This is a genomic window from Corynebacterium sp. KPL4072 (genome assembly GCF_037908395.1).
Lineage (GTDB): Bacteria > Actinomycetota > Actinomycetes > Mycobacteriales > Mycobacteriaceae > Corynebacterium > Corynebacterium kefirresidentii.
Genome location: NZ_JBBMGE010000001.1, coordinates 321034 through 334039 on the forward strand (window position 1 = coordinate 321034; position 13006 = coordinate 334039).

General features: G+C 59.9%; 15 protein-coding genes. 8 read left to right on the plus strand and 7 right to left on the minus strand.

Annotated features, from left to right (window positions below):
- Positions 1-23 precede the first annotated feature (23 nt).
- Genes WMP97_RS01500 through WMP97_RS01510 form a run of 3 tightly spaced genes read right to left on the minus strand, consistent with a single transcriptional unit; the run spans position 24 to position 1911 of the window.
- A complete protein-coding gene (locus WMP97_RS01500; protein ID WP_023021358.1) occupies positions 24-644 on the minus strand; it encodes an energy-coupling factor transporter transmembrane component T family protein in 621 nt (206 codons plus the stop codon).
- Between the two features lie 11 nt (positions 645-655).
- Positions 656-1348: an energy-coupling factor ABC transporter ATP-binding protein gene (locus tag WMP97_RS01505; RefSeq protein WP_023021359.1), complete on the minus strand. Its 693-nt coding sequence runs from the start codon at positions 1346-1348 to the stop codon at positions 656-658.
- Positions 1348-1911 (minus strand): biotin transporter BioY, encoded by a 564-nt coding sequence (locus tag WMP97_RS01510; RefSeq protein WP_023021360.1) that lies wholly within the window; start codon positions 1909-1911, stop codon positions 1348-1350. The genes WMP97_RS01505 and WMP97_RS01510 overlap by 1 nt, the downstream gene beginning before the upstream one ends.
- 163 nt (positions 1912-2074) lie before the next feature.
- On the opposite strand from WMP97_RS01510, the gene WMP97_RS01515 reads away from it, so the two are divergent.
- The 5 genes from WMP97_RS01515 to WMP97_RS01535 all read left to right on the plus strand — a co-directional run bounded on the left by WMP97_RS01515 (position 2075) and on the right by WMP97_RS01535 (position 6517).
- Positions 2075-2290: a DUF3046 domain-containing protein gene (locus WMP97_RS01515; RefSeq protein WP_005325117.1), complete on the plus strand. Its 216-nt coding sequence runs from the start codon at positions 2075-2077 to the stop codon at positions 2288-2290.
- 182 nt (positions 2291-2472) lie between these two features.
- Positions 2473-3609, plus strand: a complete 1137-nt coding sequence (gene recA, locus WMP97_RS01520; protein WP_200288944.1) for a recombinase RecA — start codon at positions 2473-2475, stop codon at positions 3607-3609.
- A gap of 48 nt (positions 3610-3657) precedes the next feature.
- Positions 3658-4260 (plus strand): recombination regulator RecX, encoded by a 603-nt coding sequence (gene recX, locus WMP97_RS01525; RefSeq protein ID WP_023021362.1) that lies wholly within the window; start codon positions 3658-3660, stop codon positions 4258-4260.
- Positions 4261-4305: 45 nt separating this feature from the next.
- Complete coding sequence (miaB, locus tag WMP97_RS01530; RefSeq protein ID WP_200288945.1) at positions 4306-5868, plus strand: tRNA (N6-isopentenyl adenosine(37)-C2)-methylthiotransferase MiaB; 1563 nt, start codon at positions 4306-4308, stop codon at positions 5866-5868.
- Positions 5869-5890: 22 nt separating this feature from the next.
- Positions 5891-6517, plus strand: coding sequence for an Rv2732c family membrane protein (locus WMP97_RS01535; protein ID WP_023021364.1), 627 nt, complete (start codon positions 5891-5893; stop codon positions 6515-6517).
- Positions 6518-6557: 40 nt separating this feature from the next.
- Here the strand turns inward: WMP97_RS01535 and WMP97_RS01540 are convergent, their stop codons facing one another.
- Positions 6558-7688 carry a GNAT family N-acetyltransferase gene (locus WMP97_RS01540; protein WP_301731978.1) on the minus strand — a complete coding sequence of 377 codons (1131 nt, stop codon included), beginning with the start codon at positions 7686-7688 and terminating at the stop codon, positions 6558-6560.
- Positions 7688-8992 (minus strand): DUF349 domain-containing protein, encoded by a 1305-nt coding sequence (locus tag WMP97_RS01545; RefSeq protein WP_340439651.1) that lies wholly within the window; start codon positions 8990-8992, stop codon positions 7688-7690. Before WMP97_RS01545 ends, WMP97_RS01540 begins: the two co-directional genes overlap by 1 nt.
- Before the next feature lie 136 nt (positions 8993-9128).
- Here WMP97_RS01545 and WMP97_RS01550 point away from each other — a divergent pair, with 136 nt between their 5' ends.
- Genes WMP97_RS01550 through dapF form a run of 3 tightly spaced genes read left to right on the plus strand, consistent with a single transcriptional unit; the run spans position 9129 to position 11490 of the window.
- Positions 9129-9728, plus strand: a complete 600-nt coding sequence (locus WMP97_RS01550; protein WP_340439652.1) for a hypothetical protein — start codon at positions 9129-9131, stop codon at positions 9726-9728.
- Positions 9716-10624: a tRNA (adenosine(37)-N6)-dimethylallyltransferase MiaA gene (gene miaA / locus WMP97_RS01555; protein ID WP_259824649.1), complete on the plus strand. Its 909-nt coding sequence runs from the start codon at positions 9716-9718 to the stop codon at positions 10622-10624. Before WMP97_RS01550 ends, miaA begins: the two co-directional genes overlap by 13 nt.
- A 5-nt stretch (positions 10625-10629) precedes the next feature.
- A complete protein-coding gene (gene dapF / locus WMP97_RS01560; protein ID WP_239204174.1) occupies positions 10630-11490 on the plus strand; it encodes a diaminopimelate epimerase in 861 nt (286 codons plus the stop codon).
- A gap of 23 nt (positions 11491-11513) precedes the next feature.
- On the opposite strand, the gene WMP97_RS01565 is transcribed toward dapF, so the two are convergent.
- Positions 11514-12119 (minus strand): hypothetical protein, encoded by a 606-nt coding sequence (locus WMP97_RS01565; protein ID WP_340439654.1) that lies wholly within the window; start codon positions 12117-12119, stop codon positions 11514-11516.
- 35 nt (positions 12120-12154) lie between these two features.
- Positions 12155-12952 (minus strand): hypothetical protein, encoded by a 798-nt coding sequence (locus tag WMP97_RS01570; RefSeq protein WP_340439655.1) that lies wholly within the window; start codon positions 12950-12952, stop codon positions 12155-12157.
- Between the last annotated feature and the right edge of the window lie 54 nt (positions 12953-13006).

Genomic DNA, 13006 nt, shown 5'->3' on the forward strand with positions numbered 1-13006 from the left:
AAGGGAGGCGATAACTTACGCTGCTAGTCACCGACGCCGCGGGCCTGCAACGCTTCCCCCATCGCGCGCGCTCGCCGGATGGAGCGAATAATAACGGGGGTGCCAAACGCCAGCGGGGACATCCCGGCACCGCGCGCTTTGCGGGCATCTAGGACTTCATAGACGGTTTCAAACATCAGCGGGATGAGCCGAATAGTCAGTGACATAGCCAAGCTGATGTTTTCTACCGGTATTCCTAGTCGCTTTAGGGGCTGCAGCGACTCTTCCAGCGACTCCATGATTTCATCTACCGTGGAGGTCAGCGTGAGCAAGAAGGCAGCCATCATAGCGGCGAAGACATTGAGGAACATCACCGCCGCATAGTCGAAGTCCTTTGCCCACCATTGAAAGCCTGCCAACGGGACTAGGAAAAAGAGAGGCGGCCAGATTTGACTCCACGCAATGCCCAGTGGGATCCGAGCGCAAGCATAAAGGATGACAACGAAGATGACCCCGCCTGCTGCCCACGGAATGGACTTGAAAAAGATGCTGGTAACAAGGATAAAGACTAAGAGGAATGCGATCTTCCAACTGGGTTTGATGCGATGAACAAAACTGGTGCCATCAACATAGACGGAAAGTGGGAGATTCGTGCGTCGTTGCATGACAATTCTCCCTACAGCGGCCGCTGGGCCATGAGGTCTTGGTAAAAATCTATGACCTCCGCCGGTCGGCCATCCGCGGCGATGCGGTGGTCATCGATGCAAATGACCCGATTAAAATCGCGCAGAAATTCCAGATCGTGCGTCACCACAATTAGTTGCTGTTCCAATCGCGCGAATTCTCTTTTGATTCGATCGCGGTTACGCAGATCCAGCAGGGTAGTGGGCTCATCAGCGATGATGAGAATCGGGTCGATGACCATGACCGCTGCCAGCGCGAGGAGCTGCTTTTGTCCGCCGGAGAGCGTATGCGGTGAGCGCTCAGCAAATTCGGCGAGTCCGAAGCGCTCGAGGGCAGCATCCACGCGGGCGAGGCGCTCGTGTTTGGGCAGCTTAAAACGGCGGAGCGAAAAGGCGACGTCATCGCGCACATTGGGCATGACAATCTGGTTTTCGGCATCCGAAAAGACAAAGCCCACCTTTTCGCGCACCTTTTTGCCCTGCTTGGCGACGTCCATCTGGTCCACCGTCACCGTACCGGCACTAGGCTCGCCCAACCCATTAATGAGCCTGGTCAAGGTGGATTTTCCGCCACCATTCTGGCCGATGATGCCAATGCGTTGTTCGGTGAGGGTGAGGTTAATGTCCTCGAGCACCACGGTGTCATCAAAAGCTACCGAAACCGAGGAAAATTCGATCGTGGGCACTAGGCGGCCTTTCGTCCCATCAGATCGGGGAAGGCCGAGTGAACACCGAGAGCGATGATGACGGCAACGACAAGCTTTCCGGCATCGACAGGGATGAAGGGCAATTGGGCTGCGAAGGCTGGCCCAATTTCCAAGCCAGAGCGGATCATGAGACCAAAGGCGCCGCAGATGTATTGGACGGCAAGGCCGACAATGGCAGCGATGGCAAGTATGACCGCCATGCCACCCTTGTTCTTAGGGGAGCGGTAGGCAATTGCACCTGCAACCGCTGGCGAGAGAACATAGCCGATGATGTAGCCCGCGGTTGGGCCTGCCAAGGCACGCAGCGTGGTACCGCCACCTGCTAAAACTGGGAGGGCAAGGCCCAGGAACAAAAAGAGGAGTCCCACGTAACCGCCGCGCTTGCTACCCAAAATAAGGCCGGCGAGGATCAGCGCTGCGTTTTGCAACACGATGGGCACGCCGGCCGAACCGATGGGAATGGACACGAAGGCAAGGACGATGACGAGAGCGGTAAACACGGCAACATAGGCAATGGTCGTTGCCAGAGAGTTCTTTTTCATGTTCAAGAGGTTAGCACTGCATGAAAACTGCAGACAATTGAGGGTTTTGAACGGTGTTCATCTGAGGCTGATAATTGTGAGGTGGGGCCATTGCGGCGGGCTCCCAATCGACACTTTCTGGACCGCTGGCGCCCGTGCTTTAGTGCTGAGTAGGATGGCGCGCATGCGATTGACTGAGTATCACCAGCTCATTGTGGACGAATTTGGCGAGTCTAAGGGAAAGTGGATTAGTCACTCCCATGTCTTGCCCGACCTCGGGGCAACGCCCGATGAGCTTATCGAACGCGGCGTCGATCCGCGTCGCGTCTGGCTGAGCCTGTGCGATGACTTTGATGTACCGAAGGAGCGCAGGTTGGGGGTCGATTACCCTACTTTATAGCGCCGTCGAATTTGGCGGACTGGCGTGTTCACTTTCAAAATTCGAACAGATGTATGTAATATGGCGGAGGTGTCGATGCAGTCGTCTACAGTGGGATGGCGTTGACGGAGGGAACCGTTTGAGTTCCACGGCAGTCTAATAATGCGTTAGTACATCGTCGTTAAAGATAAGGATGAAAGTTAATGGCAACCAAAAAGAAGTCTTCTTCTGCCGCCTCTAAGGGAGATGACCGCCAAAAGGCCCTCGATGCCGCAATGGCCATGATTGAGAAGGATTACGGCAAAGGCGCTGTGATGCGCCTGGGTGATGACAACCGCCCACCGATTAAGGCCATTTCTTCCGGTAATACCGCAATCGATGTTGCTCTGGGTATTGGTGGTTTCCCGCGCGGGCGCATCGTAGAAATTTATGGCCCGGAGTCTTCTGGTAAGACCACTGTTGCGCTGCACGCCATTGCATCTGCACAAAAGGACGGCGGCATTGCCGCGTTTATTGACGCCGAGCACGCGCTCGACCCGCAGTATGCTCGCCTGCTTGGCGTGGATACCGATAACCTTTTGGTTTCCCAGCCAGATACCGGCGAACAGGCCTTGGAGATCGCCGATATGCTGGTACGCTCTGGCGCAATTGACATCATTGTCGTTGACTCCGTTGCTGCACTTACCCCGAAGGCGGAAATTGAAGGTGAAATGGGCGATAGCCACGTCGGCCTCCAGGCCCGCCTGATGTCGCAGGCGCTGCGCAAGATGACCGGTGCCCTGTACAACTCCGGTACCACCGCTATCTTCATTAACCAGCTGCGCGAAAAGATTGGCGTGATGTTCGGCTCGCCAGAGACCACCACCGGTGGTAAGGCGCTCAAGTTCTACTCTTCCGTGCGCTGCGATATCCGCCGCATCCAGACCTTAAAAGATGGCCAGGATGCCATCGGTAACCGCACCAAGCTCAAGGTAGTAAAAAACAAGGTCTCGCCACCATTTAAGATTGCCGAGTTCGACATCATGTATGGCGAAGGCATCTCTCGCGAGTCGTCCATCATCGACCTTGGCGTCGAAAACGGCTTCATCCGCAAGTCCGGGTCCTGGTTTACCTACGAAGGCGACCAGCTGGGCCAGGGTAAGGAGAAGGCGCGTAATTTCCTGAAGGATAATCCGGACCTTGCCAATGAAATCGAGCAGAAGATTTTCCAGAAGCTTGGCATCGGCGAGGCTGCGGCCGAGGGTGAAGAGGCTGCCGCGATGGATGTTCCTGGCGCCGATGACCCATTGACCGATGAGTCCGTTGATCTCGTTCCAAACGTCGATTTTGACGACGACTAGAATCGTCTAACCCGCACCCGCACACCGCGTACCATTTGAATCTGCATCATGAATCAGCCCGCCCCCGAAAAGCTCGCCCAACTCCGTCAGGCCCTCGAGGCCTATGAGAATGGAGCAGCTGGGGGCGGGCTTTTTGATCGAGAGGCAGAGGAAGCCAAGGCCAAGGTCCGCTCTCGGGCGCTGGGCCTTTTGGATCAGCGTTCTAGGTCCCGGAAAGAGCTCTATGATCGTCTGGTAAAGGCCGAGTTTGAGCCAGATGTCGTTGAGGACGTGCTAGATGATTTAGCCCACGCGGGGCTGGTGAATGACGCAGCCTTTGCACACGAGTGGGTGCGCCAACGGCATAAGCGGCGCGGCAAGTCCAGCTCGGTTCTCAACAGGGAATTGCGGGAAAAGGGCGTGAGCGAGGCCGACCGTGCTGAGGCCCTCGAGCAAATTGACCCTGCCGATGAACAAGCCATGGCGCAGGCCCTTGCGGAAAAGAAGGCTCGCTCCATTAAGACTGTCCCGCCGGATCGCAAGGAGCGCGACAAGGCCCTACGCCGCATCGTGGGTGTGCTGGCACGCCGCGGCTTCAATGAAGGAATGTCATTGCAGATCGCAATCGCAGCGCTTGACGCGCGGTGCGCGGAACTGCGCGCAGAGGACTGATACGGCCAAGGAAGGGTAGCGCCGGAATGGCCAAGTCCGGCAGTTATGAGATGCCTAACTACATGGCTAAACTATGCCGACGTGGAGCAGACAATCGCAGATACCCGTACTTATGAAGTCCGAACCTTCGGATGCCAGATGAATGTGCATGATTCCGAGCGCATCTCTGGCCTTTTGGAGGAGGCAGGCTACTCGGCCGCCGGCGAAGGTGTAGAGCCAGACCTTATCGTCTTTAATACCTGCGCCGTGCGTGAGAATGCCGATAAGCGGCTCTATGGCACCTTGGGCGCTTTGAAGAAAACCAAGGAAAACCACCCAGGCATGCAGATTGCCGTGGGCGGTTGCCTGGCGCAAAAGGACAAGGACACTGTCCTTGATAATGCACCGTGGGTCGATGCCGTCTTTGGCACCCACAACATGGCGGCTCTTCCGACCCTGCTAGAGCGCGCTCGCCACAACGATGAAGCCCAAGTGGAGATTGTCGATTCCCTCGAGGCGTTTCCGTCCGTCTTGCCGGCCAAGCGTGAGTCTGCCTATGCCGGCTGGGTTTCTGTTTCAGTAGGCTGCAATAACACCTGTACCTTCTGCATCGTTCCTTCCCTGCGCGGTAAAGAAGAGGACCGTCGGCCGGGCGACATTTTGGCCGAAGTCCAAGCGCTGGTGGATCAGGGCGTATCTGAGGTCACCTTGCTGGGACAAAACGTTAATGCCTATGGCGTTAATTTCGCCGATCCGGAGATGCCGCGCGACCGCTTCGCTTTCTCTAAGCTGCTGCGCGAGGTAGGCAAGATCGAAGGCCTTGAGCGCCTGCGGTTTACCTCCCCGCACCCGGCGGAGTTTACTTCTGACGTTATCGACGCCATGGCGGAGACCCCGTCCGTGTGCCCGCAGTTGCACATGCCGCTGCAGTCCGGCTCCGACAAGGTTCTCAAGGACATGCGCCGTTCCTACCGCACGAAGAAATTCCTGCGGATTTTGGATGAGGTACGGGAGAAGATTCCGCACGCCGCGATTACCACGGATATCATCGTGGGCTTCCCAGGCGAGACCGAGGAAGACTTCCAAGACACGATGGAATTGGTGCGCCGCGCCCGCTTTGCCTCTGCCTTTACCTTCCAGTATTCGCCGCGCCCAGGCACCCCGGCCGCGGAAATGGAGGACCAGATTCCCAAGGACGTCGTCCAAGATCGCTTCGAGCGCCTCGTTGCTTTGCAAGATAGCATCCAGGCCGAGGAGAACAAGAAGCTCATCGGCACAGACGTTGAACTTTTGGTCCAGGCAGAGGGCGGCCGCAAGAACGATGAGACCCACCGCATGACTGGTCGCGCTCGTGATGGGCGCTTGGTGCACTTCACCCCGGTTGATTCTGACGGCGCGGACATCTCCACCGCGATTCGCCCGGGCGATGTGGTCCATACTCAGGTCACCGGTGCGGGTTCTTTCTTCTTGCTTGCCGACGCCGCCGTTACCTCCCACACCCGCACCAAGGCCGGCGACATGTCGGCCGCCGGTGAGACCCCGACGACGGCGCCCATCGGCGTGGGTCTGGGATTGCCGTCTATTGGAAAGCCAGCGGCCGCTGAATCCGGCGATTCTTGCGGTTGCTAAGAGGGGAGTAGGCTAGGGACCCATGACTGAGGAAAAGCCCACCACCGCCGCCCAGAAAGCAGCTACCGCGGAGCGCCGCGCAGCACAAACAATGGACCTCGGCGGCCACAAAGTCACACTGTGCATCGCGGTGGTGGCTTATATCCTCTACCTGGTTTTGCCCTACGCCGGCCCCTCACACGGTTGGGAAGCGTTGACCTTCGGTACCACGTCCAGCGGAGTCAGAATATCCCTCATGGAAACCGTCTCCGCGTGGCTCGCTCTCCTTGGATTGGGCGTTCTCACCCCGGTGACACTGTTTACCCGCCGAGCTACGCCTGGACTTGTCGCTTGGATGCTGGTGACTGTGTCCTTCTTTGCCAACCTGTGGGGTTTCTGGTTCCGCGGGTCTACCGCTGACGGGGCATCGCTGGGAATGTGGGTAGGAATGCTGGCTACCTTCCTAGCATTTTTGGCCTATTGCTTAGTGGCGTTGCGCCGCAGCCCAGAGCAAAAGGCTGCCGAGGCTCAAGTGCGTGCCACCGCGGGACAGCTCGATGAGGTGGGCGAATTCCAACCTGCTATTAACGCGGCGCCGCGGCAGGTGCCAATTGTGGATAATCGCCGCAAGCAAGCTGCTGAGCGTCACCGCGCCCAACGCGGCGAGTAAAAAGCGCGCCGCCGCGCCTTTATCTGTGACGCCTGCGGCTCTAGTCTCGCAATCGCAACTCCCATGCACAAGAGCGGGAAAGCTCTCGGGCACCCAATCTACGGTAGATGGCATTCATCGCTTCGTCTTTGTCCGCCACGGAGCCGTAGCAACGACGTACTTGTGGCCAATGGCGTGCAACGGCGTGAAGCGCTGTGAGCTTGGCTAATTGCGCGAGTCCGCGGCGCCGGTGCGGACGATCGGTGACGGTCAAAGTCCACTCGGCTACCTCAGGATTCGCATCCTCGTGCCTGGCTACTTCTGCCAGCGCGAGGATTTTCCCCTCTTCGCTGGTGAGTGCGATAAGTAACGTATGTCCGCGGCGAGAACGCAGCCGGCTGTGGGCTTCGCGCAACCGCGTGCGAGTCCAGACGATGGGCTCCACCGTCAAATCCCCGGTCTCCGCGTCTTGGGAGGCTAGGGTAAGCAGCCGCATGACCTCGTCGAGGTGGCTTTCTGGGATGTCGTAATCAGCCCACGCTTGCGAGGTGATTCCCGCTGGAAGGAGTGCCGCCACGGGGCTTTCGGGGATGTCCATCACGAGTTGGTGTTCTGCATGCCGGTGCTTAAACCCCAGCTGGCGGTAGACGCTTCCCATGACATCGTAGTCTGGGTCCGTCCCCGGTGGATGCAGAAGACCGACGTGCGCAATGGTGCGGCCGAGCTTCCGGGCAAGCTCCAGCGCCTTTATGCCCATCCACTCGGCTACTTTCTGCCCTTCCTCCTCGAGTTCTTGCCCAGGGAGAGGCAGATCGCACAGCACGCATTCGATCTCGGCGGTTTCGCGCTCTTCTAAAAGCGGCAGGCTGAGGTGGATGAATCCGAGGTAGTCCAGCTCTGGGCTGGGCTCCACCGCAGGTATTAGCGGCAGCCCAAGCTCAGAGACCTCGCCCAGGGTGGAGTCGCCGTCCACTACGGCAAAGAGATGGGTCTGTGATTCGCTAGAACCCTGCAGGCGCTGGACCACGCGGCCCGGTGACGTCGATGCCGCGGCATCGCCGCTTGCTTCTTGGGCCGCCAAATTGGCCCAAAAGACGAAGCTGCGAATGCAATCCGCTGGTTCGCTGGGCCGTGCGTCAACGGGAGATGCGTGCGGCGGCCGCGGTGGACGCGCAATGTGGACGAGGTGCACTACTTATCGTTGACGGCGTTAGCGGCGGCGTCGGCAAAAGCCTGCCACTGCTCGGCCTGTGCGCGCAGATCAGCGGCCTTTTTCGCATTGCCCTTGGCCTCAGCTGCCTCGGCCTGAGAGTTAAACTCATCGACCTTAGCCTGGAACTGCGCCACGCGTGCTTGCGCCTCAGGGTCGGTGCGGCGCCACTCGGACTTTTCAGCCTCGGTGACGCGCTGCTCCAACGCCTCAATCTTGGACTCGTACTCGCGTACTTGCTTGCGGGGAACGAACCCTACCTCTTCCCACTTTTCCTGCAGCTCGCGCAGCTTGGCTTTCGCACCCTCGATGCTCTTGGACGGGTCGATCTGGCCGTCGTATTCCGCAATCAAGGCGTCCTTGGCCTTGGCATTTTCTGCAAACTCGCGGTCGCGCTCGTCATTGACGGCATTGCGGGCATTGAAGAACTTGTCCTGGGCGGCGCGGAAGCGGGCCCAAAGCTTATCGTCCACGTCGCGCGGGGCGCGGCCGGCGGCCTTCCACTCGGTCATCAAATCGCGGTAGGCGCGGGCGGTGGGGCCCCACTCGGTGGAATCCTGGATGGCCTCGGCACGCTCGACGAGTTCTTCCTTCTTCTTGCGGGCAACCGCACGGGCGCGGTCCAGCTCGGCAAAGTGGGAGCCCCGACGACGGTTGAAGGAGTCGCGGGCGCGGGAGTAGCGCTTCCACAGGGCATCGTCGGTCTTGCGATCAATGCCCTTAATCTGCTTCCACTCTTCCAAGATGGCGCGGATGCGGTCACCGGCGGCCTTCCATTCGGTGGAGTTTTCGGCAATCTCTTCTGCTTCCGCCGCCAGCTTCTCCTTGGCAGCAATAGCTTCCTCGCGGCGACGCTCCTTATCGGCCTGCGCCTGCTCGCCGGCTTCTACCGAGTGCTCAATGACGGCAACAAGGCGGCGGTCAAGTGCTGCGATATCACCGATAACCGCAGCGGTAGGCAGGGTTTCGCGTAATTGCGCTGCGGTCTTCTTGATGCCAGCGGCCTCACTGGGGTTGGCGCGCAGGCGAGCCTCGAGCAGTTCAATTTCGGTGGAGAGATCGTCGTAGCGCGCGCCATAGTGCTGCAGACCCGCCTCGGGAGTGCCGGCCTGCCATTCGCCAATCTTGCGTTCGCCCTCCGGAGCGGAAACGAAGACGGAACCATCCGCGTCGACGCGGCCCCATTTGGCCGGGTCATTCTTGCTTGGTGCCTGCACGGGAACAGGCTTTGCAGTGGGGCGAGGGCCCTTCTTGGGCATGGAACCTGGGGTAGGGATGGGAGACATGACAAGCCCTCCTATGCATAGATCGCCGCGCGTCACGGCTGCCGGATAAAATCATTGGATACATTACCGCGAATATCTCGCGCGCGCCCAGATTCTATTTAATTACCTCCACTTGGGTAGATAGTATGGAGAAATAATGTTCAATCTCATGGTAATGCCAGCCTCACCAGCGCTGGCCGTGGAGCTTTCCGCTCATGACGCTACCTCTCGCGCACTGCTCGCCGCTGCTCGCTCCCTTGCGGTGGAGGCTGCCGCGGCCGGTATCACAGCCGTGGATATCGTTGGCAGCCAAGACCAGCGCTGGTATACCGCCCATACCGGCAGTTTACAGGCCTGGGGAGCAGCCACGGACCTGGGCGGCGGCAATTTTTTGCCCGAGATAATGGCGCGCTACGTACTACACAGCGTGCCGCAGCTTAGCGTCCGCGGTAGTCGGGAGGCTATCGGCCAGCCGGATCCAGCGGCGCTGACCATCGTCGTGGCAGATGGCAGTGCAGGCCTAACCGATCGCGCCCCCTTGTCGCTTGTTCCAGACGCCCAGGCGGCGCACGAGTGGTGCGAGGAGGTGCTGATGGGGGCGTCGGCAAGCAGGGCAGGTAAGTGGCTTTCCCAGCGCGGCGTCATAGAACCCGCACTGTGGGAGGAATTGGCGGGCTTGCGGCCAAAGAAAGCACAGCTTTTGGCCACCGATGCCACCTTGGGCGTTGGCCGCTATGTCGCAGGATGGGAGGTCTAATGCACCCGATTGCAGTCTTTGGTCCCACCGCCTCCGGAAAATCTGCCTTAGGTCTGGCGCTTGCGCATGAACTAGACGGAGAGGTGGTCAACGTCGATTCCATGCAGTTATATCGCGGCATGGATATTGGCACCGCCAAGCTCACCCCGGCCGAGCGCGAGGGGATCCCGCACCATCAGCTCGATGTGTGGGAGGTGACCGAGACCGCTTCCGTGGCGCGCTACCAGCGCGATGCTATCGCGGACGTGGAAGGTATCATGGACCGCGGCAAAACGCCTATTCTGGTCGGTGGCTCCATGCTCTATGCCCAAGCGCTTGTCGACGACTGGCAGTTCCCACCCACCGACCCTGCCGTGCGCGCCAAGTACGAGGCGCGGCGCGTAGAAATCGGCACGGACGCGTTGCATGAGGAGCTGGCGCAGGTGGATCCGGCCGCGGCCGCCATTATTGAAGATAAGGACCCACGCCGTACTGTCCGCGCGCTCGAGGTCATTGAACTAACCGGCAAGCCTTATAAGGCCAGCCAGCCGCCGAAGGACGCCCCGCCGCGGTGGGGAACCAGCCTCTTGGGGCTGCGCACCACCGCGGACTGGTTGAATCCGCGCATTGAGCTGCGCACCCGCCAAATGTTTGAGCGTGGGCTTATCGAGGAAGTGGAGAATCTCCAAGGACAAGGCTTGGTGGCTGATTCCACCGCTGGCCGCGCCATCGGCTATGCCCAGGTATTTCAAGCCCAGCGCGGCGAACTCACGTGGGATGAGGCGGTAGAGCGCACCATTACCGGGACGCGGCGGTATGTGCGCCGTCAGCGCTCCTGGTTCAACCGCGATAAGCGCATTACATGGCTGGATGCTGCAGGCGATACGGCCGCCCAGGCGTTGCGCGCGCTAGGGTAGGGAACATGAAATTTGCCAAGGGTCATGGAACTGAAAATGACTTCGTCATCGTGGAAGACCACGCGGCTGCCACGCCGCTTAGTCCCGAGCGCGTAGCGGCGCTGTGCGATCGTCGCGCCGGTATCGGAGGCGATGGTTTGCTGCGCGTCGTGCGCGCCGATGCTTTGCTCGCAGCAGGTGAAATCGCCGAACTGGCCGAGGGCATTGCGCCCTATGATTGGTTCATGGATTACCGCAATGCCGATGGCTCCGTGGCCGAAATGTGCGGCAACGGCACCCGCGTATTCGCCCACTGGCTGCGCTCGCGAGGCCTAGTGGACGAAGATAAGTTCACCATCGGCACTCGGGCGGGCGCCAAGCTCGTTACTGTCCATTCGTGTGATGCACACGCGGCCGAGGTCACGGTGGAGATGGGCCCGGCCGAAGTAATTGGCGTGTCCACCGCATCCATGGCGGGGGAAAAATATGCCGGTTTGGGCGTAGACATGGGAAATCCCCACCTGGCGGCCGTGTTGCCGGGGCTGGAGGCTAAGGAGCTCGCGGCAAAGACGCTGGAGCAACCCGTTGTCGATGCGGCTTTCTTCCCGGATGGCGTAAACGTCGAGCTGGTGACTCCACTGTGCGACGGCCACGTGCACATGCGTGTCTTCGAGCGCGGAGTAGGAGAGACTCGCTCCTGCGGCACCGGCACTGTGGCGGCAGCGACCGCCGCGCTTGCCGACGCCGCCGTTGACCACACCAGCACCCCCCACGGCACCGTGCACGTACACGTACCGGGCGGGGAAGTTATCGTCGATATTTACGAGGGCGGCTCGCGCTTGACCGGACCTTCCGCGATCGTCGCTACCGGCGAGACCTCGCTGTAGACCGCCTCGTGTCTGGCTAGTGTTTAGGCGCTGCGCCCTTCGCCTTCCTCGAAGGCTTGCTCTTCGAGTTCTTGGCGGCGCAGCGCGCGATTTTCTACTTCGTTCTTTTCATACTTCGGCCCGAGCGCGAAGGCAGCACGGCGGGCAGACAACCACGTTTCTTTCAGTTCGCGGGCGCGCTCATCGGTGACCCTGAGCAAAGATTCCAACTCGTTGGTGCTAATTTCTTCCGCATTAACGCGCAAGTTCAACCGACGCAGGAACCGCCGGGCGCCGGAAAGCTCGTAATGGAAGGCTTGGATGGTGGGGTCGGAACAATCCAAATCTAAAAGCGCCGGCCGGTAGAGCGTGCGGTCCGCCATTTTTTCGGCGGCCGCGGAGGAGCGGAAGTCCTCGTATTCCGCCAGGACGTCTTCGATGTCTTCCGCCGAAAGGCGAATAGAACTGCGCAGTGCTGCCTGCTCCGAGGCATCCGGCCGGGTATGCAGCATAAGCAGTGCCGCCGCGATGAGCAGCGCTGCAATGAAAACCCCGGAGACTTTCAGGGTTGCCACAACCGCCACTGATCCCACCAGGATCAGCACGAGAACCATTACCCGCCGGTTCCTCGCATTTTCAGGGAAGGGCATCCACACAGCTATTTCACCAGGCCTTTATATCCGTTCTAATGGCTGCCGCAGCCGCAGCCACCGGAGCCACAACCGCAGCCAGCGCCATCGCCGCAACCGCCGCTGGGCAGCTCAATAGACGCCGTAAGCATCGCGGTACCGGCCACGATAGAGTCCTTCGCCGGCAGCTCGCCGGCTCCCACTGGCAGGCAGAGGTCGAAGGGGAATAGGCCATCCATGACGAGGTGAGCGAATTTCTCCCCGGTCAGCTCGTTGGTGCGCCACTCAGATTCCATGACGCGTGCGGCAAAGGAGGCGGCAGGGGTCGGGACCTTGGCACCGGAGCCGGAGGAAATAACCTTGGCCCCCGCGGATTCGAAGAGCGCGGGGAACTCGCCCTCGGCCGCCTCATAGGCAGCGGCGGAATCGTAGGTGCGCACATCCAGCCCCATGGCGGTTAGGGAAATTTGCTGCCACTGCTGCAAGGGTTCGTCGACAAGCATAGGCCCCTGCGCCAGGTTTGCGGTGGCCTGGGCGATGGTGGTGCCGAAAGGATCGATGATTTCCAGCAGGGCCAGGACATCGTTGACCATCTCCACGTGGGCAAACCCTTGCGTGACGGCATCGAAGCCGATGAAGGTGGCAAAAGGCTCTACCGCGAGGATATTAAGCTGCGCGCCCGACGGATCGGTGAACTGAATGAGCTGGCCACCGCGCACCTCACCGGTAACGGCTAAGCGGTCGCTGGCGATGGCCGCCTCGACCGCATCCTGCCAGCGCTCGAAATTGAGGCCAATGGCCTGCATCTCGGTATTCTGCTTCACCCCAGTGTCCTTAACGTTCATGCCCGCCATTGTATCGCCTTGTCCACCCAGCTAAGAATCCGAAATTCCCGCTTTCGGCCGCAA